The organism is Priestia taiwanensis (genome assembly GCF_014638355.1).
Classification (GTDB): domain Bacteria; phylum Bacillota; class Bacilli; order Bacillales; family Bacillaceae_G; genus Priestia_D; species Priestia_D taiwanensis.
Genome location: NZ_BMFK01000002.1, coordinates 469,944 through 491,841 on the forward strand (window position 1 = coordinate 469,944; position 21,898 = coordinate 491,841).

Consider the following 21,898-nt stretch of genomic DNA (forward strand, 5'->3'; position numbering starts at 1 on the left):
TTTCATAAAAGAAATCCTTCTCTTTTTCTATATCTAAATAACTATTTTATGTATCGACAGCTAGTAAAATCATCAGCTGCCTTTAAATTTCTCCATCGGTGGATTCGGACGGTACGGAGGTCTTTTTTGCATTGTTTCCCCGTATGGGTCAGCTAATACATCTACTACTGCTAGGCTAACAATTGTACTTAGTACATCTGCTCCTAAAAAAAATAAATTCATTTTTTCTAGTTTTTGATTTTTTTTATCCCTATTTGCTTGGGTATTTGACTTAGTTTGTTTATTTAAGCTAATTGCTTGATCAAGAAGCCTCATTGGTTTTGAGCTGCTTACTTGGTTCTGAATAACTGATTTATTTGATTTACTGCCTCCGTCTAACATTCGCTCTACTCTCGGATTGTTTTCTTGACTCTGAATATCTGGATTACTTAATTTACTTCCTCCATCTAATATTCTCTCTACCTTTTCATTACTTACTTGGTTCTCAACATCTGGTTTATTTGATTTACTTCCCACGTCTAACATTCGCTCTACTTTTCCATTACTTATTTGGTTCTGAACATCTAGTTTATTTGATTTACTCCCTCCGTCTAACATTCGTTCTATTTTCGCTTTACCTGCTTGTTTCTGGACATCTGTTTTATTTGATTTACTTCCTCCGTCTAACGTTCTCTCTGCCTTTTCATTACTTACTTGGTTCTTAACATCTAGTTTATTTGATTTATTTCCCACGTCTAACATTCGCTCTATTTTTGCATTACTTACTTGGTTCTGGATATTCAGATTACTTGATTTGCTTCCTCTGTCTAACGTTCTCTCTACCTTCGAATTACTTGCTTGGTTCTTAACATCTAATTTATTTGATTTACTTCCTCCGTCTAACATTCGCTCTACTTTTCCATTACTCACTTGGTTCTCAACATCTAATTTATTTGATTTACTTCCTCCGTCTAACATTCGCTCTACTTTTCCATTACTCACTTGGTTCTCGACATCTGGTTTATTTGATTTACTTCCTCCATCTAACATTCTCTCTATTTTCGCATTACTTACTCGGTTCTCAACATCTGGTTTATTTGATTTACTTCCTCCGTCTAACGTTCTCTCTATCTTTTCATTACTTACTTGGTTCTCAACATCTGGTTTATTTGATTTACTTCCTCCATCTAACATTCGCTTTACTTTCGGATTACTGACTTGTTTCTGAATATCTGACTTACTTAATTTGCTTCCTCCGTCTACTATTCGCTTTGAATTCGGATTGTTTGCTTTGCTCCATATATTCTGCCTTTTTACTTGACCTCCTCCATCAAATATACGTGGAGGCATGAGTTCTCTCCTTTTATCCTCTTGTTCTCTCTCCATTTGCCCACCCCTTATTCTCTATCGTATGTACCATACTAGCTGTAGGCGTGGGTAACCTTTTCGTTCTCTTTGTATATTTTTCACTACAAAAGTGGTATCCTGTACTACAGTATACTGATAAAGTTGGTGAAAGAATGAACTATGATGTTATCGTCATCGGAGGAGGACCATCTGGACTAATGGCGGCAATTGCAGCTGGTGAACAAAACAAAAAAGTCCTTCTTCTTGATAAAGGAAACAAACTTGGCCGAAAATTAGCCATTTCAGGTGGCGGACGTTGTAACGTAACGAACCGTCTTCCAATCGATGAAATTATTAAGCACATTCCAGGAAATGGTCGCTTCCTCTATAGCGCCTTTTCACTTTTTAACAATGAAGATATTATTACTTTTTTCGAAAAACTAGGCGTACGCCTAAAAGAAGAAGATCATGGACGTATGTTCCCTGTATCCGATAAAGCACAGTCTGTCGTAGATGCGCTATTAAAACGTCTTGATCAACTTCACGTAGAAATTCGTGTGAATACACCTGTCAAAACAGTCGAATATGAGAATGGACAAACGAAAGGCATTGTATTACAAAACGGCGAATTCCTTTCTTCTCCGAATGTTATCATTGCTGTAGGCGGTAAATCTGTTCCACACACTGGTTCAACCGGTGACGGATATGCTTGGGCAGAAAAAGCTGGTCACACCATTACAGAACTATTCCCAACAGAAGTACCAATTACATCACATGAACCATTCATCCAGCAGAAACAACTACAAGGGCTTTCTCTTCGGGATGTAGCACTAACGGTACGTAATCCAAAAGGAAAAGTAGTGAAAACACATCGTATGGATATGCTATTCACACACTTTGGTATCTCTGGCCCAGCTGCCCTTCGTTGCAGCCAATACGTTGTAAAAACGATGAAAAAATTCAAGGTCAATCATGTAACAGTGTCGATTGATATGCTTCCAGACAAAAATAACGAAGAAGTATTCCAACAACTTGTAAAGCTAACGAAAGACGAGCCTAAAAAAGCAATTAAAAACTTGCTAAAAGGGATTGTCCCAGAGCGTATGTTGTTATTTGTACTTGAACGAAACAATATTGACTTAGCAAAAGAAAGTGGTCACGTATCACATGAACAACTTCGTCAACTAGTAGAAGAATTCAAGAACTTCTCGTTCTCTGTTCATGGTACACTATCACTTGAAAAAGCATTCGTAACAGGTGGAGGCGTGTCAGTAAAAGAAATTAACCCGAAAGAAATGGCATCTAAATTCATGAACGGGCTATATTTCTGCGGAGAAATTCTTGATATCCACGGTTATACAGGTGGTTATAACATTACATCTGCTCTTGTAACAGGGCGACTTGCTGGTTTAAATGCAGGGCTAAATAGCTAAATAAAATGAGCCTAACCATTGTTCCTATAAAAATGGTTAGGCTCGATATACAATCATGACCGAAAAACAATAATACTGATGGGCACTATCCGTACTCGTCGCAGCTACGCGATACTGAATATCTTTTATATCCTTTTCTCCTACCGTCGCTAAAAATGTATTTACCGCATACTCCAAATCTTTCTCATGCTCTTCATCAAATACTTTTACTTTTAACATTTCTTCATCACCAACCTATATACCCATCCTCTACATATGACCTCTCTTCTCTACCGATATCGATCACTTTATAAAATCGGCCTTTTTCATATATATACCCATCTGTCAATTCAGCTTTTTTCTCATCTATATCTATATGGTATTTCCCAATACAAAACCCACTCAAATAAACCTCTAAATATGACTCCTTAAACTTCGCCACGACATTATCTGTAATATCAATCTTTAAGATTCTCTTCACCTTTCCTTCTCCTTTCATGCATAATCTTCCTTGTTCATATGTATTTATTTCCACAAGAAAATATTCAATCATTTTCTTATGTCTAACTTGAATACACATAATATAGAAAGTATTCATTTCAAATAAACAAAGGGAGGTTCTCTATGCTTTCATACAAAATATACTCCTATCTTTATATAGCTATTCTTCTGCTCAGCATCACTGTCGGTATAATAGGGATTAGTTACAACACGTATCTCTTTGGTATCTTCTCCTACTTCTTTTCCTTTTTTCTCTTATATGTTATCTTCCTATGGTATCCCTTCTATCACACAAACAAAAAGGAAAAAAGCCATCCTTTCATGCACACATATTGCAAATGGATAAAAAAAGGCGGCGTATATAAAAAATTGTTTTAAGTATTTCTACTATCTTTTTCGTTCATTTTTTCATACAATAAAAAGTAAATAAAATTGACTAAATTTCTCATTCGTTCAATCAATAGAGGAGGACATTTATTTATGCTATGGGAAGGAACGATACCATCACATGATGGTACTTTATTATATGTACGTAAGCGTATTCCATCTAACGTACGTGCTGTTATACAGATGGCACATGGAATGACAGAGCACGGTGGAGTATATGATGAATTTATTGATGCACTAGTAGCAGCAGGATTTGCTGTTTATATTCATGATCACCGTGGCCACGGCAAGACGGCTTTAGAAGAAGATTTAGGTCACTTGGAGCCGAAACTCGGTTGGAATCACGCCGTCCAAGATATTATTTTTCTATCTGAACATATTCGAGAGGAAGTAGACGCACCACTATTCTTATTAGGTCATAGTATGGGATCTTTCTTATCACGACGCGTTGTGCAACTACGTGATGACTTATATGATGGTCTACTTCTTTCTGGGACAGGCGCTTCTCCCGGGTTATTAGGAAAGCTTGGCGAAATCGTAGCAAAATTTGAAATGACTGTTCGCGGGAAGAGAACAAAAAGTCCACTCCTAAATCACCTGTCATTTGGGAGCTTTAATGCCCACTTCAAACCAGCAGCAACAGAAAGCGATTGGCTATCATCAGATCCTCAACAAGTACAACGTTATATGAATGACCCACTATGTGGATTTATTTGTACAACGAGTTTCTACAAAGAATTATTTAGTGGTGTAGCACAAGCAACAAGTAAAGCTGGAATGATGCAAACTCCTACTACACTTCCTATTTATTTATTCTCTGGTGATCGTGACCCAGTCGGAGATATGGGAAAAGGTGTTCAACAATCATACAACTTATACCGTAAATGTGGTGTACAAGATGTCACAATTAAATTATACAAAGATGGCCGTCACGAAATGTTCCATGAGGTGAACCGACAAGATGTATTCCAAGATGTTATTCATTGGCTACATGCACACATACGAAAAAATGAGTAGGGAATCCCCTACTCATTTTTCTTTGTTTTTGGCATAAGAAGAAGCGTATTCTCTTTCGCTCCTTCTTCCTTCAAGCTTGTGACATGATATATACCGTCAGCCCAATCTTGAATTTGATTATCATACCATTCGCTCTTCACATGCCCCGATTGTCCAGGACCAACAACATGATATCCTTTCGTCAAATCAGCTGCATCAATAACAAACCTCCATGATGCTCCGTGATTAACAAGTCCCGTCTTCTTATTCCAACCAGCTGCTTGAACTGTTACATGACTTCCACCAACAGGAACTGGGTTCTTCCAATTGAACATCCACTTCAAAGCACTAACATTCGATAACGGATGCAAAAAGGCTAATTGATGCTTCTCTCCCCATTTCCACTTCTCAATCTTGTTCCCTTGTGCCTCGCTTACTTCATCTATTGTTTCTTTCAACGCTGCATGTAAGACTGCAGGAAGTCCTCCTTTTTCATGAATCCAAATACTTTTTTCTCCTTTTGCTGCTTTTCGAAGGAGCTCATCGACAATATTTCCTTTCCCGGAAAATAATTCGAGCATTTTCTCCGAAATATCATCTTTAAATAACACATTCTCTACTTTTTCAATTAATGTATGAAAGATAAGTGGCGCTGCAAACTCTTTATCATCTACATAGTTCCACTCTTCTAATGCTGCCACAGCCTGCTTTTCCTTTTCTGTTAACGATACTTGTTCGAACGCTTGAAGGAAAATAGGCACAAATTCTTTTGCTTGTAAGTTTACTTGATCCATTTGGAGCTGTTGCATATCTTCTACTGTAAACTTTTCTTTCGATTTCAATACTTCTACAATTCGCATTTGTCGGTACGGTTGTGCCCACGTATAAGAAATATGATATGGATACGTATCATTAACTACTTTATTATTTGCTGTTGCAATGAATCCTTCTGATGGATTTATCACCGTTGGCAATTTATCAAATGGAATATATCCATTCCATTCGTATTCATCTGTCCATCCAGGAACAGGTACCATACTCGCTCCTTTTTTACGGATAGGAATCTTTCCATTCGCTTTGTATGCAATTGTCCCGTCCTTCGCTGCAAATACAAAGTTCTGGGCGGGTGTATGAAATAATTCTAAGCCTTTCTCAAATTCAGTCCAGTTCGTCGCTTTATTCAATTTCAAAATAGCTTCTAATTCCGGTGATGGATCGTGCGCTGTCCATCTCATTGACAGAACCTTATCGTTACCATTGTCATGTGCAAATTCTGAAATAACAGGTCCATGTCGGGTCACTACTACTTCATAAGGGATAGCTGTTTCACCCTTTACTTTAATCGTTTCTCTATATATTTCTGCATTTTCCCATTTATCGTTGTATAAGAACTGTGTTTTATTTGCTGGATTCCGTTTTTCAATATATAAATCTTGTACGTCTGGCCCAACATTTGTCACACCCCATGCAACGTGTTCATTATGGCCAAGAATAATTCCTGGAACTCCAGCGAAAATAACACCACTCACATTCATATCAGGTGTTTGTAACTGTGTTTGATACCAAATAGCTGGTGTTGCCAATGATAAATGTGGATCATCTGCTAAAAGCGGCTTTCCAGACACACTTTTCTCACCACTAATAACCCAATTATTACTACCATTAAATTCATTCGGAAAGACAACCGAAGCAAAGCTTTTCTCAACATCTATGTTTGTCGATTCTACAATTGTCGGTGCGTCTTTCGGATAAGATGGAAATAGTTCATACGCCTTTTCTTTTGGAAGCTTCTGCATCAAGTAATGGCGGAAAGCTTGACCTCTCCAATGACCACCTAAATCATATGCCATGTACTTACCAATCGTGAGTGAATCAAATGGCGTCCATTCTTTCGGTTCGTATCCTAAGAGTGTAAATTCAACAGGAAGCCTATTTTCCTTTTTAGCTTCTTCTATAAATGCATTCACTCCGTCTGCATACCACTGCAAAACATTCTTTCCTTCATCTGAATACACATCATATGAAGCTATCGCCGCTCGCTTTAAGCCAAACGTTCGAAAAAATTTATCTCGCTCAATTGTCGCATCCCCAACAACCTCACTTAATTCTCCAGATGCTTGCCTCCTACTCATATCCATCTGAAAAAGACGTTCCTGCGCAGTCACGTAGCCTTGTGCAATAAATAGATCACGTTCATTACGTGCCGAAATATGTGGAACCCCTTCTTTATCTCGTACAACAGATACTTCTTCTGTCAATCCATCAATTACCATTTCTCCACTAAGTGGCGGTACCGCTTTATGTAAATAACTATTCACAAAACCGAGTAACAACGCGAGCAAAAGAACAAGTGCAATAAACGCATATAAAATAAATCGATACCCTTTTCTCTGTATCTTCTTCTTGACTACAACTTCCATCTTTTCACCTCTTTCAGCTTAGTAACGATTTACTTCCATATTTATGAGGGAAATTCCTTTTCAAAACATAAAAAAACATGGACACTACTGTCCATGTTTTCCATTTTCATTCCGTCTCCCACTCAAGCATACCGCCGACCATGTTCTTCACGTTAAGACCTTGCTCTTGTAAGTAGTGGCACACATTCTCACTACGCACACCTGAACGACAAACAAAAATATATTCATTCTCTTCATTAAAGTAATCTAACTTCTCTGGAATATCATTCATTCGAATATGCACAGCTCCTGGAATCATACCAAACTGTACTTCATGATCTTCACGTACATCTATTAAATATAACGTTTCATCGTTTGCTAAACGTTCTTTTACTTCTTGTGGTGTAATTGTTTCAATCATGTTATCACCCTCCTATTGTTTATCACATTGCCATTGTAGCAATAGTTACAAGGAGACGCAATGATGCAGCTTATAGAGAAGGAGCTACCTTCTCTTGTTTCGTTTCTTCTACTACCCTTGTTGAGAAAATAACGGCTACTAGCATAATAGACGCCGCTAATATAAACACTCCCCATAACGAAATTGTCTCCATTAGAATACCTGCTAGCGAAGAGCCAAGCAACATTGTACCCATGAACATCGGCACAATTGTTCCATTTACTCGACCTACTAACTCACTATCTACTAACTTAATAAACAAAGTCGTTGTAATCATCCCAATAGCTGCGGTCATCATTCCACCGATGAAACGCATCGTCGCCGTTAACCAAAACGTAGTCGACCAAACTTCCACGACAAACGACACACTAAGGAATAATAAACCTGCAAACAATACCGTCTTACTCTTTAAGCGCTGTGACACCATAGCTGCTACTATTCCACCTACTAAAATTCCAATTCCGCCCACTGCCGTTAAATATTGTACATATTCTTTTGATAATCCAAGACGATTTGTCACAAGAAACACTTCAAGAGGTTGCGTTAAACCCACTGCTAAACCAACGAAAACATACGTTATTGCTAAGTTACGTAACACAGCTTGACGGTATACATATTTCCAGCCTTGTTTCATTTCCTCAAAGAATGTTGCATCTGTCTCTACAGTTCCTTTCTCATCTTTTGGTAAAAATGATAAGATAATCGCTGATAAAAGAAACAACACACATAAACTAATCAGCGATGGATACATACCTACTTGTGTATAAATAATTGTCCCAATAATAGGTCCAATTATAATAAATAATGACATCATGCTTTGCGAGATTGCGATAGCGGTAGGCACATGTTGTTCTGGAATATGCTTCTTAAAAATTTTTGCTGATGAAGGCTGTGAAAATTGACTAACAACCGCTGACACAAATGTTGCGAAAAAGACTGCCATCCAAAGACCATTCCAAATGAGGAAAATAATAACCAAGATCGAAGCAAAGCTTAATATATCTCCCCATATCATTGTACGCTTCGGACTATTCCAACGATCAGCAAATACCCCACCGACAAATGAAAAGATAAAAATCGGTGCATATTCTGCAACTGTTAATAACGATACAGAAACTGGATCATTATTCGTTATCTCCATAACAAAAAAGAGTAGGGCCATATTTCGAATCCAAATTGCTATTTGTTGCATAACGTCCGATGTTGTCACAAGCATAAACGTTTTATTTCTCCATAAATCTCCCATCTAATCTCCCCTTAGTTTTTAAACCGACTATCCGGTCTAATTTATTTCAAAAAAGAAAGAGTAACTAGGTACTCATTCCATCTAAAAACACTGTTATACCTTCTTTGTATACATCTTTCATTTCTTCAATTGACATATCATAATACGTAATACCAAGCCCTGTCATTAATCCATATAAAATATACATAATGGTACGAGCATCTTTCTTTTTCAATTCTCCTCGTTCCATTCCTTCCACAATTAATCGTTCATACACAACATATGGTTGACGAGATAATTCCAATGCTTCTTCCAAAATATCTTTTGTCGCTAATTGACTGCCTGAAAACTCTTCGACAGCTTTCATAAAAGGATTCTCAAACTCATCAATATGGTGTTCTGCAAGCGCATATAGTTTCTCTTTCGTCGTACGATAGTACTTTTCTTTCTCATTCCATGTCTGAATCCATTCCTCTGTTATTGTACGAAAGATGAATAAGAACAGTTCCTCTTTACTTTTAAAATGGTAATATATACTCCCTTTACTACGACCAGTAGTTTGACAAATTTCTTCCATCGACGTTGCACTATATCCTTTTGTCGCAAATAAATCTTTTACTTTCAACGCTATATCTAATTTTGTTTGTTGTCCTTTTTGCATCGTATATACACACCCTTTTCACTAAACCGACTGTTCAGTCTAATATTAACATATCATGGAATTATTTAGCAACCAAAAAGAAACTTCCAACCAATTGCAATTGGTTGGAAGTTTCTCTACATGTATTAATTCTTCTTCATAAAGCGAACAAGGTTTTTCCACTGCCATTTTTCGCTGTAGTTCATTACTGCGTTCACATAAATACGATTTACAAAAATATTGATAATAATAATAGTTACAAACAATATCCCAAGTGAAATACTCATATCATATGCACTCATTTCGCCCATAACAACTCGGCTTAATCCAGCAAGTGGTGATAAGAATGGCACATATGATGAAATAACCGCCATTGTCGAATTCGGGTCTCCAAGTGTACTCATTCCAATAAAGAATGCTGCCAATATTAACATTGTAGCCGGCATGACCGCTGTTGGTAAGTCTTCTGTACGGCTAACAAGTGAGCCAAGTGCAGCATATAGTATTGCAAACAACCAATAACCTAAAATAAAGTATGCAATAAATGCAACTAGCACCAATGGGGTAACAGAAGAAAAATCAATAGCTCCACCAAATAAAGACAAGTTATCTGGATCTAACCAGCCAAGCCCCATTGCCACTCCGATTGCTATACCAATTACGGAAAATTGAAGAATACTTAAAGATAACATAGCTAATATTTTTCCGTACATCATATAAATTGGTTTTACCTTTGGAATTAGTACTTCCATTACGCGTGATGATTTTTCCGCTGCTACCATTGTAGCAATCCCTGGTGCAAAGGTAAGCAGAAAAATATACATTAAAATCATAAAGACATTTGCAAGTCCAAGTGTACTAGATTTATCAGCAATTGCTTCTTCCTTCATCTCCACTTGTGAGAATAATTTTGCTGCTACTTCTGGCGCAACGTTATTTTCCTTTACTGTCGTATTTATAAATTGCTGCTGCACATATACATTAGTAAGTGTCATAATTTCTCTATCAGGCAGATTATTATATACATATGTAAGTACAGGAGTACCGCTACCTTCTTCTAATACAATAACACCATCTAATTCATCTTCTTTTACTTTATCCTTCAATGATTCTAAATCAGAAGCCTTTCCATCTTTAAATGCCGCTGAAGGTACTGCTTGATTAAGTCCTTCCGTATCTACGGCATAATTAGTTGTGGTATTAATAAATACAAAGTCTTCTTTTTCTTCTTCTCCTCCACTACTAAAGTGCATGAAGGCAAACATCCCTAATGTTAAAGCGAAAAAAATCGCCATTGTAATAAACGTTGATTTTTTCTTTATTCCTTCAAGAAAATGATACGAGAAAACTGCTCCGAATTTACCCATCTTATTTCGCCCTCTCTATAAATATTTCATTCAACGTAGGTTCAAGCATTTTGAAGTAACGTAACGAAATAGAATGGTCTTGGAATGCTTGTAATATTTCTAACGCCTCTTGATCTGTTGTTACCTTTATATATAAATCTCCTAACTTCTGCTCAAACGCAACATCTAATAACGCTAGGCACTTTTCGTTCTCTTCTGTTGCTTCAAGAATCAAATTACGGAACCCGTACTCTTGTTTTACTTCCTTTAGACTACCTTGAACAACAACATCACCATGCTTTAAGATGCAAACGTATTCACAAAATGCCTCTACTTGATCCATACGGTGACTAGAGAAAATAACTGTCTTTCCTTTTTCCATTTCCTCTTGAATAACAGATGCTAACATATTGGCGTTAACCGGATCTAGCCCACTAAACGGTTCATCTAAAATAATAAATTCCGGATTATGTAATAACGTTGCGATAATTTGAATCTTCTGCTGGTTCCCTTTCGATAGTTCTCCAGCCTTCTTATTCTTATACTCTGTAATTTGTAATCTCTCTAACCAGTAATCTATTGATTGGTCTACAGCCTTTTGCGTCATACCTTCTAACTTCCCGAAATAGCGAAGTTGATCTAAAACTGTGCTTTTTGGATATAAGCCACGTTCTTCTGGTAAATACCCAAGCGATAACTTAGCATCCTTAAAGTCTTTGCCATTCCACTGTATTTCTCCACTACTTGGCGTTAATAAACCAAGCATCATTTTAATCGTTGTTGTCTTTCCTGCGCCATTACGTCCCAAGAGACCTAGAACACTACCCTTTGGCAATGTAATATTTAATGATTTAACAGCTTGATTGTCTCCGAAATTCTTTGCTAACTGTTTAATTTCTAACAATCATTTCCCCTCCCTTTATTCTGTATGGTATTATTATACATCCAACCTCCTACTTTTTCCATATAAAAGTTCGAAAAACAAGATAATTTGAAAGTTCTTTAAAATAGTTCTTTTGAACCTTTTAATAGGAAAAGAAAGCTACGAATGTAACTTTCTACTCGGCGTCTATTTTAGCTTGTACAGCTTTTAACTTTCCTTCCATCGTGCTTACTTTATCACGACGATCATCAATACGAATGTTTGTGGCTACACGTTTTGCACCTTTTTCAAACGGCACCTCGTGTAATTCTTGAATGATTTCAAATAGAACTGGTAGTTCTCCTTCAATAAGTGTATTCATCGGTGTTAATTGATATTTCACACGATCTTCATGTTTCTTTAGCACGTGATGAATTTTTGCTACATATGAACTAACACTTGGAGACTCTGTTCCAACTGGAATAATTGTAATATCAGCGATTGGCATGTTACTACCTCCTATGATTCTTTCTTCATTAAGTATATCATATTCCCTCCAAATCTAATGCATCGGTATATGCTACTATCCCTGCTTCATTATTTGTACTACATCCAAGCTCATTCCACTTATCCAATTCAACTAGTTCCCTGTAAAACAGATCCTCTATATTTCAATTAATTAACACAACAAATAGTACTAATATAGTAACCCTATCTATTATCCATACTTATATTAATTGTCATTCCCTTCCCACGTTCTTTTTCCACACTGACGGCAATTTCTCCTTTCATGAAAGAAAACTTTTCCATTTGTGCATACTAACATGGAATGCTATGTACTAGGAGGTAAGTACCATGAAAAAACCACTGTTTTTATTCTTCAGTTCCTTACTTATTTGGACTATTGGTTATATGTTCACAGAAGATGCCCTTCATTCACTTCTTATTCTAGGAAACATCTTCTTAATGCTCATTCAACTATATATGATTTGGATGGCACTCTATAATACCGCACTCGGATATTTAGGATTACGGAAATATAAACCTCTTATCTTAACAACGCCCAAACATCGCTTTGCAGTCATTGTAGCAGCGCATAACGAAGAGAAGGTAGTCGGCAGTATCGTAAAAAATCTTCAAAAACAAGAATACCCCCAAGAACTTTATGACGTATACGTTATTTGTGATAATTGTACAGATAAAACGGCTGCCGTTGTACGTAGCCATGGTGGGAATGCAATGGAACGCTTTGATACAACAAAACGTGGAAAAGGCTTTGCCCTTGAATGGATGTTCACAAAACTATGGGAAATGGAAGCCGGTGGAACTAGGTATGATGCAGTAGTTGTATTCGATGCCGATAATATTGTTTCCCGTAATTTCTTACATGTAATGAATACGAAGATGGATGAAGGATTTGAAGTTGTTCAAGGTTATTTAGATTCAAAAAATCCGGAAGATACATGGGTAACAAAGTCGTATTCATTTGCTTATTGGTCAACGAATCGTATTTATCAATTAGGTCGTGATAACCTTGGACTAAGCGCTCAGCTAGGTGGTACAGGCCTACTTGTCGCAACAAATGTGCTAAAAAAAATTGGCTGGAACGCAACTTCATTAACAGAGGATTTAGAGTTCACGCAACGTTATATTATCGAAACCGGACGACGCATCGGATGGGCACATGAAGCTATTACGTACGATGAGAAACCGCTTGGCTTACTCGCAAGCTTAAAGCAACGAGTTCGTTGGATGGCTGGTCATTCTGATTGCACCATGCGCTACACACTGCCACTCCTAAAGCAATTTGTTAAAACACGTAGCTTAATCCCTTTCGATTCTGTGATGTACTTAATTGGGCCAGCTCGTTTCATTTTAATTTTATTCTTTATGCTCTTTTCTCTTCTATCTTTCTTGAAACTTGCTGATATTTATACACCACTTGATAGTATATTGGAAGGACTGACATTGCTACATCCTGCAGTGTATATCACTGTTTTCGCATGCTATTTCTCCCTCCCATTACTTGCAATTATTTTAGAGAAAAAGGCATCGAAATTGCATTGGTTCTTCTTCTCTTATTTATTTGGTTTCACGTGGATTCCGGTTACACTTATGGGATTCATTAAACGAAAAAACAGAGTATGGTCTCATACTGAACATGTACGCAATGTGGATGAAGATGATTTAGAAAATATTTAAACTAACACAAAAATAACCATCTATAGATGCACATAATACGTCATTTACAGATGGTTATTTCTTTGTCATCAATTATTCTCTTTGAATTAAAAACCTATTATCCTAATCAATACAATGTCTCGCACATTTATTTTGTGGGTATAGTCTATTCGCACGACTTCGATTACACCTACGTGTACAACCACACGAGCAAGTTGAACGTGTCTTTTTATGTTGTTTCGTCTTTGTTGTTGTCTCCACTTGCTTTTCTGATTGATCTGTTGTTTTAGATGGAATAAGTTGCTCAATTCGCTTTGTACGAGGATTCACTATATTCTTTTCAGCAGGTTTAACGAATTGATTACTCTGCTCTTTCTCTTGGCCCGTTTCCTTTTTTGGCGATGGTCTAGTAAGTTGATCAATTCGTTTTTTCACTACATTCGTTTCTTGCTTTCCTACTAACTTGGCTAATTGTTCAACCCGTTTTTTCGCACGATCTATTACTTTTTTTTCGGGTACTTCGATTTGTTCTATTGTTTCTTCCAGCTCGTTTATTGAACTAATTTCTTCTGTTTGTATAGATTCTTCACTTTGTATTGTTTCTTCTATAGACTCCGCTTCCATTACGGAACTTACGTCTTCTAATAAATTTTCTTCCGATGATTTCCCCTCTTCTACCGGAATTACTTCTTCCTCTAGTACATCTGTCGACGGTTCTATCTCTTCTTCCAAATTACCTACTTCCTCGGATTGTACCTCTGTCGATTGTTCCTCTCCTGCTTCGTTAACTGCTTCTTTTGACGTTACCTCTATCGATTCTTCTACGACACTAACTACTTCTTCCTTCTTAATCTGTGGAACAACTACTTTTACTTTTGGCAATCCAATCTTTTCCCAATCATCAGGAAGTGTATACGTTATTTCCTGCTCTTCTCCCGCATGTATTAAGTAATCTCCCGTTTCCTCCTCATCATGGAACATATGCGATTCGACACCTCACTTTTTACAAATAGGAATGTTTCTTATGAATAAAACACCTAATCGCAATATATGAGGGCTAAAGATGATGTGTGTATAACTACCAGTGCCTAAAAAATAATGGAATAGCCCTTATATCTCTATTATATGGATTAAACAATTGTCTCAGAGGTGATACGTAAGAAATATCCATCCGGATCAATTATGTTAAATCCACTCATGCCCCAAGAATAATCTTCAATCTCTGTTTCAATTGAATACTTATTAGCCACACATCGCTTATACACCTCTTCTAAGGAGCTTACAGCAATAATTATTTCTAGTCCGTTACCTTTTCCATGCCTATTAAAATAATGCGTTTCATCTAAACTAGATCGTAACCCTATTAATAATGAAAAACAATCATGATTAAATCTACCAAACTGCTCGCTCCGCCTATATAACTTCAAACCAATGATATGTTCATAAAAGGATAATGACTTTTCAATATCTTCTACGTACAGTTTTATACGAAAACGTGGCTCCATAATGATTTCCTCCCGATTGTATTAGTAGTTCATACACAAAAAAGCTACATCGCTCTTTTTCAAGAAACGATGTAGCTTTTCCTCTTTATAACGATGAAATTAGTTTGCTACGATGTTAATTAATTTTCCTGGCACAGCAATTACTTTGCGAACTGTCTTGCCTTCGATTTGCTCTTTTACTAAATCGTTCGCTAATGCTACTTCTTCTAATTGCTCACGTGTGATGTCTTTTGCAACGTTCATTTTCGCTTTTACTTTACCGTTAATTTGAACAACGATTTCTACTTCAGCTTCTACAAGCTTCGATTCGTCAAATGTCGGCCATGCTGCATATGTGATTGATTCACTGTGGCCTAACTTCGCCCATAACTCTTCTCCAATATGCGGTGCAATTGGTGCTAATAACTTCACGAATCCTTCTACATATTCTTGCGGAAGTACGTCTTGCTTGTATGCATCATTCATGAATACCATCATTTGTGAAATTGCTGTGTTGAAACGTAAACCTTCGAAGTCTTCCGTTACTTTCTTCACTGTTTGGTGGAATACTTTCTCTAATGCTTTGTTTTCTGCACCTACAACAACTTTTTCGCTTAATTCACTGTTTTCACCTACGAATAAACGCCATACACGGTCTAAGAAACGACGAGATCCGTCTAATCCATTTGTTGACCAAGCGATAGAAGCATCTAAAGGTCCCATGAACATTTCGTATAAACGAAGTGTATCTGCACCGTGTGATTCTACGATATCATCCGGGTTAACAACGTTACCTTTTGATTTACTCATCTTCTCGTTGTTTTCCCCTAAGATCATTCCTTGGTTGTATAACTTTTGGAATGGTTCTTTCGTTGGCACTACTCCGATATCGTATAAGAACTTATGCCAGAAGCGTGCATATAATAAGTGAAGAACAGCATGCTCTGCACCACCGATATATAAGTCAACCGGTAACCATTGTTTTAACTTCTCTGGATCTGCAAGTGCTTCACTATTGTTTGGATCGATGTAACGTAAGAAGTACCAGCAAGAACCGCCCCATTGTGGCATTGTGTTCGTTTCACGGCGACCTTTCTTACCTGTTACTGGATCTACAACATTTACCCACTCTTCGATGTTTGCAAGTGGTGATTCACCAGTACCTGAAGGACGAATGTCCGTTGTCTTCGGTAACTCTAATGGTAATTGCTCTTCTGGTACAGCTGTCATTGTACCATCTTCCCAATGGATAATTGGGATTGGCTCACCCCAGTAACGTTGACGACTGAATAACCAATCACGAATACGGTATGTGATTTTTTGCTCACCGATACCTTTTTCTTGTAACCATTCGTTCATTTTCTTAATTGCGTCTTCTTTGTTTAAACCATTTAAGAAGTTAGAGTTTACATGCTCTCCGTCACCAGCGTACGCTTCTTTTTCAACATCTCCACCAGCTACTACTTCTTTAATTGGTAAATCGAATTTCTTCGCAAACTCATAGTCACGCTCATCATGTGCTGGAACAGCCATGATTGCACCTGTACCGTAGCTTGCTAATACGTAGTCTGCAATCCAGATTGGCATTTTTTCGCCATTAGCTGGGTTAATTGCATATGCACCTGTGAAGATACCTGTCTTTTCTTTTGAAAGCTCTGTACGCTCTAAGTCTGATTTTGTTTGAATTGCATCTACATACGCTTCTACTGCTTCTTTTTTTTCTGATGTTGTAATCTTTGCTACTAACTCATGTTCTGGAGCTAATACTGCATATGTTGCACCGAATAATGTATCTGGACGTGTTGTGAATACTGTAAAGATAGCATCATGTCCGTCGATTACGAAGTTTACTTCTGCACCTTCCGAACGACCGATCCAGTTACGTTGCATTTCTTTTAAGCTTTCTGGCCAATCTAATTCTTCTAGGTCTTCTAATAAGCGGTCTGCGTATTCTGTAATTTTTAAGATCCACTGACGCATCGGTTTACGAATAACAGGGTGTCCACCACGCTCAGATTTACCGTCAATTACTTCTTCGTTCGCTAATACTGTTCCTAAAGCTGGGCACCAGTTAACTGGTACTTCGTCCATAAACGCTAAGCCTTTTTCGAACATTTTCGTGAAGATCCATTGTGTCCACTTGTAGTAGTTCGGATCTGTTGTATTAATTTCGCGATCCCAGTCATAAGAGAATCCTAGCGCCTTAATTTGACGACGGAATGTGTTAATATTTTGCTCTGTGAATTCCGCAGGGTCGTTACCTGTATCTAATGCGTATTGCTCTGCTGGAAGACCAAATGCATCCCATCCCATTGGATGTAATACGTTGTATCCTTGCATACGCTTCATGCGTGATACGATATCTGTCGCTGTATAGCCTTCTGGATGACCTACGTGTAAGCCAGCTCCAGACGGATAAGGGAACATATCTAATGCATAAAACTTCGGACGATCCTTATCTTCTGTTGTTTTGAATGATTTGTTTTCTTCCCAATATTGCTGCCACTTTGTCTCAATATCTCGATGGTTATAGTTCATCAATTTCACAACCTCTCTTTTATGTGAATCTTTCAATAAAATAAAAAAACCTCTCATCCCTATAAAAAGGGACGAGAGGATTATATATCTTCCCGCGGTACCACCCAACTTAATGTGTATGCACATTCGCTTGAAATCCGTAACGTGGACAAACGATAACGACTACTATAAGTTCACCGTTATAACTCCAAGGCGAGTTCATGAATGTTCTGCATTGACTCGCACCACCCGTCAACTCTCTTTAGCATCACTACTTCATTACTATTCCTTTTCACAGTTACATATATGATTAGTTAGAGTATATTCTAATCTATTCTATTCTGTTCGTCAATTGTTAACAAAATGTTTCCTTACGGTAATAAGCCTGTTGTGAATAACTGTATGTCAGCATTCACTTTAATCTCCGCCTTCGAAAGTTCTTCGCCCCAATTGTCCTCTACTTTTTTCCACTCATTATATTCATACGCTTTCGCATACTGGCCTAAACCAATCGGGTCGACTTTTCCTTCTTGGAATTTCTCTACCACTTTTTTCAACTCTTTATCTAATTCTTGTGTTATTTGTTTGTTTAATACCTCTGCTTCTTCCCCTAACTTTGATATATCTTTATTTAGCCTCATTTTTGTTTGCTCAATTAAATCTGCGTGTAAATGTACATTAATCGTATAAACAAACTTCCCGCCAGTGTAAGATACATCAATATCTCTCTTTAAGTCTGTCACTAATAAAGAAACGTTATTTTTTTGTTTCGCATCTTCATCTGGCAATGCTAAGCTAATGGACATTGCACCTTTTTCCCGTGGTAAACGGAGTAAATTCAAGAGATTATTTTCTTTTAATGATAGCCTTACTTTCGGTTGACCACTTTCGTTAAGAAGTGCTGTCCCTTGAAATTCTAATTTCTCCCCTACCTTTTTAATAACAGGCAACGTCGCTGTAATTCCTTTATCATTCGCTATATTACTGAATGTACGAACTGGTGCAGGAATAAATGTATTATTCGTTTGCATACTACGAATAATTTCCATTAAATATGTTGCTAGAATCAGCTTATCCTTTAATTTCACATTTAATACTTCGTCCATTCCTCCCTCAATAATAACAAGCTCTGCATTATTAGAGGATTTCGGGTCTCGTTGATACAAATCGATTTCTTTAAACCATTCTTTTTGCTGCGTTACCTTTTCTCCAATTAAAATAACTTCCGTCTTCCCATTAGAGGTAATTCCGCTAATCTTCGCATTAATATACTTGAACGCATCTCGCAAAGATGTTGCTTTCACTGTTTCTTCGGATGTTTTTTTCGGTGCACCTTTTTCAAATGAAGGGGCGCTAATGCTAACTAATAAATTACCTTTATCATCATAATCAACACCTAATACTAAGAAAAGCGTCACTTTCTCGATTGGTACACGGTCACTACATGCCACTAAAAAAAGGCAGCAGAACATGATGAATATTCGTTTCATCGTGCTTTCCCTCCTTTAATCTTATGGAAAATAGCACCGTACACCCATAAGAACATAGGGACAATAGCAAACAAGTAAAAGTACACTTGACCTGTCAGCTTTTCTAATAGCATCTTCACTTCAAGTGTCATTGGAACTGTTAAAAAAACACCAAAGATAATCACTAATAAAGCTACAAGTGCTTTTCGATAAGAAATAAATGTAAATATGTTCGAAATAGATGATGCAGCTACATATAACGCTGGAATATAATTCGTTGAGAACTGGAATAAATACAGCGATAAAAAGATAATTTCTAGACGCTCTAAGAACGCAAACTGAATACCTTTTAATAAACTTAATGTTGGCCACACGTTAATCTTTAAGTTGTCTGGTGTCATATACAAGAAGCAAACAATTGTAACAAATAATAAGAAGAATCCAGAGATAGCATTTGCGATAAAAATACTAGATGCTGCTTTCTTTTTATCTTCTAAATACGGATACAGGAAATATGCAATTTCAAGTCCTGAGAATGCGGTAGCCATTTCAACTGTCGCATTAAGGACAGGTCCCCATCCATCTTGCAATACAGGTAAGAAATAGAGGATATTACAATTGTTCTTCAACGCGAATACGAGTAGAAATGGAAGTCCTAAAATAAAAAAGAAAACAAACTCTGCATAGCGTCCAATTGCCTGTATTCCTTTTCTAGCTAATATATAAACAGGCACCATTAATAAAAAGACAAAATGGTAAGACGGCGTATAGGATAAGGCCCATACGTTAATCATACTCGCAGCATTTAGGAGACTAAAAAAAGCCATGTATGCATATAACAGCGCAAAAGCTAACAGCGCAAGTTTACCAAGCCATCTCCCGAAGAACATCTGCAAAATTTGACCGAATGTTTTCCCTTCATATAATGCCATCACATAAATAATTGCATATCCAATAATACAGCTGTACATCCAACCAAAGATAAGCGAAATCCAACCATCCGAACCGGCAACAGCAGCTAGCTGTTGTGGTAAATAAAGAATCCCCGTCGCCATCTGTGTACCATGGATTAACAAAATAAACTGTGTCCTCGTTAACGCTAACTTATTTCCTTTATTCATTTGCATCACCGTTAGATTCACTTTGTTTCTGTTCTTGCATTGTATTTGCTGCTTCTGGTCGCTTTGTTAACATACTTTCTGGCAAACGAACGAATGTATCTTTTAAATCACGCCAACGCAGGGGAGCAATTGGAACCCCATAAGGCGTTCCAAATGATTCAAGCGTAATAAGGTGAGCAACTAAAACCATCATACCAATCACAATACCAATCATTCCGTAAAAATACGCAATAACCATCATTGGAAAACGAATAAGTCGAATTGAAGATGATAAATCAATATTAGGTACAATAAAAGAAGCAATAGCTGTAATCGAAACAACGATTACCATGATATTACTTACCATTCCAGCTTGTACGGCTGCTTGACCAATAACAATACCTCCAACAATACCAATCGTTTGTCCAATTGGAGGTGGCAGTCGTATCCCTGCCTCCCTCAGCATTTCTAACGTTATCTCCATAAAGATTGCTTCTAAAAATGGGGAAAATGGAACTCTTGCCCGCGACTCCGCAATCGATAAATAAAGAGAAAGTGGAACTACTTCAAAGTGAAATGAGATAATTGCAATATAAATGGCTGGTAACAAAATTGCCATCGCAAAGCCAACATAACGAAGCATACGAGTAAACGAGGCAACAAGCCAACTCGTATTATAATCATCAGGGGTTTGAAAGAATCCAGTTAGGTTAATTGGTACAATCATCGCCGAAGGTGAACGATCGACCATCACAACAACTTTCCCCTGAAGAATGTGAGCTGCTGTAGCATCTGGTCTCTCTGTCGTATAGGACTGTGGAAACGGTGACCACGTATTATCTTCCGTATAACGAGATAATGTTCCAATATTAGAAATAGTATCTACTTTAATTTTGTTAATACGGTTCTCCACCGCTTGTACAACCTCTGGATTCGCGACGTCACCTAAATACATCATATATACTTCTGTTTCTGCACGTTCACCGATTGTAAGCCTTTTAATTTTCAACTCGGTTGTTGGAACATACCGACGAATTAATCCGATATTTTTCGATACGTTCTCTACGAAGCCATCATGTGATCCTTTAATCGTCGTCTCTGTCTTCGATTCTTCAACAGAACGCTCCGCCCATCCTTTCGTATTAATAACGAGCGCTTCGTTATACCCATCAATAAATAGTACACTTTGTCCTTGAAGCAAGCCTTTTTCTACCTCATCCCATGTCTTCACTTTACTCATATAACACGCAATTGTATGAGGTTCTACTACTTGCCAATCTTCATGTACGTCATGTAATAACGGATGAATGACGTTATCTTTTAACGCGACTCCGTCTGTTAATCCTTCGAAATAATACAGTAACATGTTTGTCCCAGTTCGTAGCGTTAGCGGATGCTTAATCAAATCCGTCGCTTCATCAAAAATGTCTGTTATCCCTTTTTCGTGCTCACGCAATGAAGAAGAAGCGATATCTCCTAATTCTTCTTTCTTCATCTCCTCATACGATTTCTTTGCTTTTTTGTTTTCTTTCGGTTTCTTCTTTAAAAAAATAGAAAATATACTCATCGTTTTTCACCTATTTTGTAAATGTA

Annotated in this window: 19 protein-coding genes and 1 other annotated feature; of the genes, 3 read left to right on the forward strand and 16 right to left on the reverse strand. The window is 37.3% G+C overall.

Features of this window, described 5'->3' with window-relative positions:
* Positions 1-72 precede the first annotated feature (72 nt).
* Complete coding sequence (locus IEV41_RS14440; RefSeq protein WP_188389199.1) at positions 73-1,329, reverse strand: hypothetical protein; 1,257 nt, start codon at positions 1,327-1,329, stop codon at positions 73-75.
* 170 nt (positions 1,330-1,499) lie between these two features.
* Here IEV41_RS14440 and IEV41_RS14445 point away from each other — a divergent pair, with 170 nt between their 5' ends.
* Positions 1,500-2,759 carry a BaiN/RdsA family NAD(P)/FAD-dependent oxidoreductase gene (locus IEV41_RS14445; RefSeq protein ID WP_188389200.1) on the forward strand — a complete coding sequence of 420 codons (1,260 nt, stop codon included), beginning with the start codon at positions 1,500-1,502 and terminating at the stop codon, positions 2,757-2,759.
* A gap of 36 nt (positions 2,760-2,795) precedes the next feature.
* Here IEV41_RS14445 and IEV41_RS14450 read toward each other — a convergent pair whose 3' ends face one another.
* Positions 2,796-2,978, reverse strand: a complete 183-nt coding sequence (locus IEV41_RS14450) for a sporulation protein Cse60 (protein WP_188389201.1) — start codon at positions 2,976-2,978, stop codon at positions 2,796-2,798.
* Positions 2,979-2,985: 7 nt separating this feature from the next.
* Complete coding sequence (locus IEV41_RS14455; protein WP_188389202.1) at positions 2,986-3,219, reverse strand: DUF2553 family protein; 234 nt, start codon at positions 3,217-3,219, stop codon at positions 2,986-2,988.
* A 500-nt stretch (positions 3,220-3,719) separates the two neighbouring features.
* Here IEV41_RS14455 and IEV41_RS14460 point away from each other — a divergent pair, with 500 nt between their 5' ends.
* Positions 3,720-4,643 carry an alpha/beta hydrolase gene (locus IEV41_RS14460; protein ID WP_188389203.1) on the forward strand — a complete coding sequence of 308 codons (924 nt, stop codon included), beginning with the start codon at positions 3,720-3,722 and terminating at the stop codon, positions 4,641-4,643.
* Positions 4,644-4,651: 8 nt separating this feature from the next.
* Here the strand turns inward: IEV41_RS14460 and IEV41_RS14465 are convergent, their stop codons facing one another.
* The 7 genes from IEV41_RS14465 to IEV41_RS14495 all read right to left on the reverse strand — a co-directional run bounded on the left by IEV41_RS14465 (position 4,652) and on the right by IEV41_RS14495 (position 12,062).
* On the reverse strand, positions 4,652-7,042 hold the full coding sequence (locus tag IEV41_RS14465) for a penicillin acylase family protein (protein ID WP_188389204.1): 2,391 nt from the start codon (positions 7,040-7,042) through the stop codon (positions 4,652-4,654).
* A gap of 106 nt (positions 7,043-7,148) precedes the next feature.
* Positions 7,149-7,442 carry a rhodanese-like domain-containing protein gene (locus IEV41_RS14470; protein WP_188389205.1) on the reverse strand — a complete coding sequence of 98 codons (294 nt, stop codon included), beginning with the start codon at positions 7,440-7,442 and terminating at the stop codon, positions 7,149-7,151.
* A 70-nt stretch (positions 7,443-7,512) separates the two neighbouring features.
* Entirely contained in the window at positions 7,513-8,727 is a 1,215-nt protein-coding gene (locus IEV41_RS14475; RefSeq protein WP_188389206.1) for an MFS transporter, read from the reverse strand.
* A 64-nt stretch (positions 8,728-8,791) separates the two neighbouring features.
* On the reverse strand, positions 8,792-9,367 hold the full coding sequence (locus tag IEV41_RS14480) for a TetR/AcrR family transcriptional regulator (RefSeq protein ID WP_188389207.1): 576 nt from the start codon (positions 9,365-9,367) through the stop codon (positions 8,792-8,794).
* Between the two features lie 125 nt (positions 9,368-9,492).
* Positions 9,493-10,713: an ABC transporter permease gene (locus tag IEV41_RS14485; RefSeq protein WP_188389208.1), complete on the reverse strand. Its 1,221-nt coding sequence runs from the start codon at positions 10,711-10,713 to the stop codon at positions 9,493-9,495.
* 1 nt (position 10,714) lies between these two features.
* The gene (locus IEV41_RS14490; RefSeq protein ID WP_188389209.1) at positions 10,715-11,596 is read right to left on the reverse strand and encodes an ABC transporter ATP-binding protein; all 882 of its coding nucleotides are present in this window, start codon (positions 11,594-11,596) and stop codon (positions 10,715-10,717) included.
* Between the two features lie 154 nt (positions 11,597-11,750).
* The gene (locus IEV41_RS14495; protein WP_188389210.1) at positions 11,751-12,062 is read right to left on the reverse strand and encodes an MTH1187 family thiamine-binding protein; all 312 of its coding nucleotides are present in this window, start codon (positions 12,060-12,062) and stop codon (positions 11,751-11,753) included.
* 347 nt (positions 12,063-12,409) lie between these two features.
* Between IEV41_RS14495 and IEV41_RS14500 the strand changes: the two genes are divergently transcribed.
* A complete protein-coding gene (locus IEV41_RS14500; RefSeq protein ID WP_229722254.1) occupies positions 12,410-13,756 on the forward strand; it encodes a glycosyltransferase family 2 protein in 1,347 nt (448 codons plus the stop codon).
* Positions 13,757-13,858: 102 nt separating this feature from the next.
* Here IEV41_RS14500 and IEV41_RS14505 read toward each other — a convergent pair whose 3' ends face one another.
* The 6 genes from IEV41_RS14505 to IEV41_RS14530 all read right to left on the reverse strand — a co-directional run bounded on the left by IEV41_RS14505 (position 13,859) and on the right by IEV41_RS14530 (position 21,872).
* A complete protein-coding gene (locus tag IEV41_RS14505) occupies positions 13,859-14,716 on the reverse strand; it encodes a hypothetical protein (protein WP_188389211.1) in 858 nt (285 codons plus the stop codon).
* A gap of 149 nt (positions 14,717-14,865) precedes the next feature.
* Entirely contained in the window at positions 14,866-15,240 is a 375-nt protein-coding gene (locus IEV41_RS14510) for a VOC family protein (RefSeq protein WP_188389212.1), read from the reverse strand.
* A 99-nt stretch (positions 15,241-15,339) separates the two neighbouring features.
* Positions 15,340-17,757, reverse strand: coding sequence for a leucine--tRNA ligase (gene leuS / locus IEV41_RS14515; protein ID WP_188389213.1), 2,418 nt, complete (start codon positions 17,755-17,757; stop codon positions 15,340-15,342).
* Positions 17,758-17,821: 64 nt separating this feature from the next.
* Positions 17,822-18,041: a binding site (T-box leader), on the reverse strand.
* A 66-nt stretch (positions 18,042-18,107) separates the two neighbouring features.
* On the reverse strand, positions 18,108-19,226 hold the full coding sequence (locus IEV41_RS14520) for a Ger(x)C family spore germination protein (protein WP_188389214.1): 1,119 nt from the start codon (positions 19,224-19,226) through the stop codon (positions 18,108-18,110).
* The gene (locus tag IEV41_RS14525) at positions 19,223-20,332 is read right to left on the reverse strand and encodes a GerAB/ArcD/ProY family transporter (RefSeq protein ID WP_229722262.1); all 1,110 of its coding nucleotides are present in this window, start codon (positions 20,330-20,332) and stop codon (positions 19,223-19,225) included. Before IEV41_RS14525 ends, IEV41_RS14520 begins: the two co-directional genes overlap by 4 nt.
* Positions 20,319-21,872: a spore germination protein gene (locus IEV41_RS14530; protein WP_188389216.1), complete on the reverse strand. Its 1,554-nt coding sequence runs from the start codon at positions 21,870-21,872 to the stop codon at positions 20,319-20,321. The genes IEV41_RS14525 and IEV41_RS14530 overlap by 14 nt, the downstream gene beginning before the upstream one ends.
* Positions 21,873-21,898 lie beyond the last annotated feature (26 nt).

Bases quoted from the DNA above. Each gene is read 5' to 3' on its own strand.
- IEV41_RS14440 (WP_188389199.1), bottom strand. From the start codon at position 1,329: ATGCCTCCACGTATATTTGATGGAGGAGGTCAAGTAAAAAGGCAGAAT.
- IEV41_RS14445 (WP_188389200.1), top strand. From the start codon at position 1,500: ATGAACTATGATGTTATCGTCATCGGAGGAGGACCATCTGGACTAATG.
- IEV41_RS14450 (WP_188389201.1), bottom strand. From the start codon at position 2,978: ATGTTAAAAGTAAAAGTATTTGATGAAGAGCATGAGAAAGATTTGGAG.
- IEV41_RS14460 (WP_188389203.1), top strand. From the start codon at position 3,720: ATGCTATGGGAAGGAACGATACCATCACATGATGGTACTTTATTATAT.
- IEV41_RS14465 (WP_188389204.1), bottom strand. From the start codon at position 7,042: ATGGAAGTTGTAGTCAAGAAGAAGATACAGAGAAAAGGGTATCGATTT.
- IEV41_RS14470 (WP_188389205.1), bottom strand. From the start codon at position 7,442: ATGATTGAAACAATTACACCACAAGAAGTAAAAGAACGTTTAGCAAAC.
- IEV41_RS14475 (WP_188389206.1), bottom strand. From the start codon at position 8,727: ATGGGAGATTTATGGAGAAATAAAACGTTTATGCTTGTGACAACATCG.
- IEV41_RS14480 (WP_188389207.1), bottom strand. From the start codon at position 9,367: ATGCAAAAAGGACAACAAACAAAATTAGATATAGCGTTGAAAGTAAAA.
- IEV41_RS14485 (WP_188389208.1), bottom strand. From the start codon at position 10,713: ATGGGTAAATTCGGAGCAGTTTTCTCGTATCATTTTCTTGAAGGAATA.
- IEV41_RS14495 (WP_188389210.1), bottom strand. From the start codon at position 12,062: ATGCCAATCGCTGATATTACAATTATTCCAGTTGGAACAGAGTCTCCA.
- IEV41_RS14500 (WP_229722254.1), top strand. From the start codon at position 12,410: ATGAAAAAACCACTGTTTTTATTCTTCAGTTCCTTACTTATTTGGACT.
- IEV41_RS14505 (WP_188389211.1), bottom strand. From the start codon at position 14,716: ATGTTCCATGATGAGGAGGAAACGGGAGATTACTTAATACATGCGGGA.
- IEV41_RS14510 (WP_188389212.1), bottom strand. From the start codon at position 15,240: ATGGAGCCACGTTTTCGTATAAAACTGTACGTAGAAGATATTGAAAAG.
- leuS (WP_188389213.1), bottom strand. From the start codon at position 17,757: ATGAACTATAACCATCGAGATATTGAGACAAAGTGGCAGCAATATTGG.
- IEV41_RS14520 (WP_188389214.1), bottom strand. From the start codon at position 19,226: ATGAAACGAATATTCATCATGTTCTGCTGCCTTTTTTTAGTGGCATGT.
- IEV41_RS14525 (WP_229722262.1), bottom strand. From the start codon at position 20,332: ATGCAAATGAATAAAGGAAATAAGTTAGCGTTAACGAGGACACAGTTT.
- IEV41_RS14530 (WP_188389216.1), bottom strand. From the start codon at position 21,872: ATGAGTATATTTTCTATTTTTTTAAAGAAGAAACCGAAAGAAAACAAA.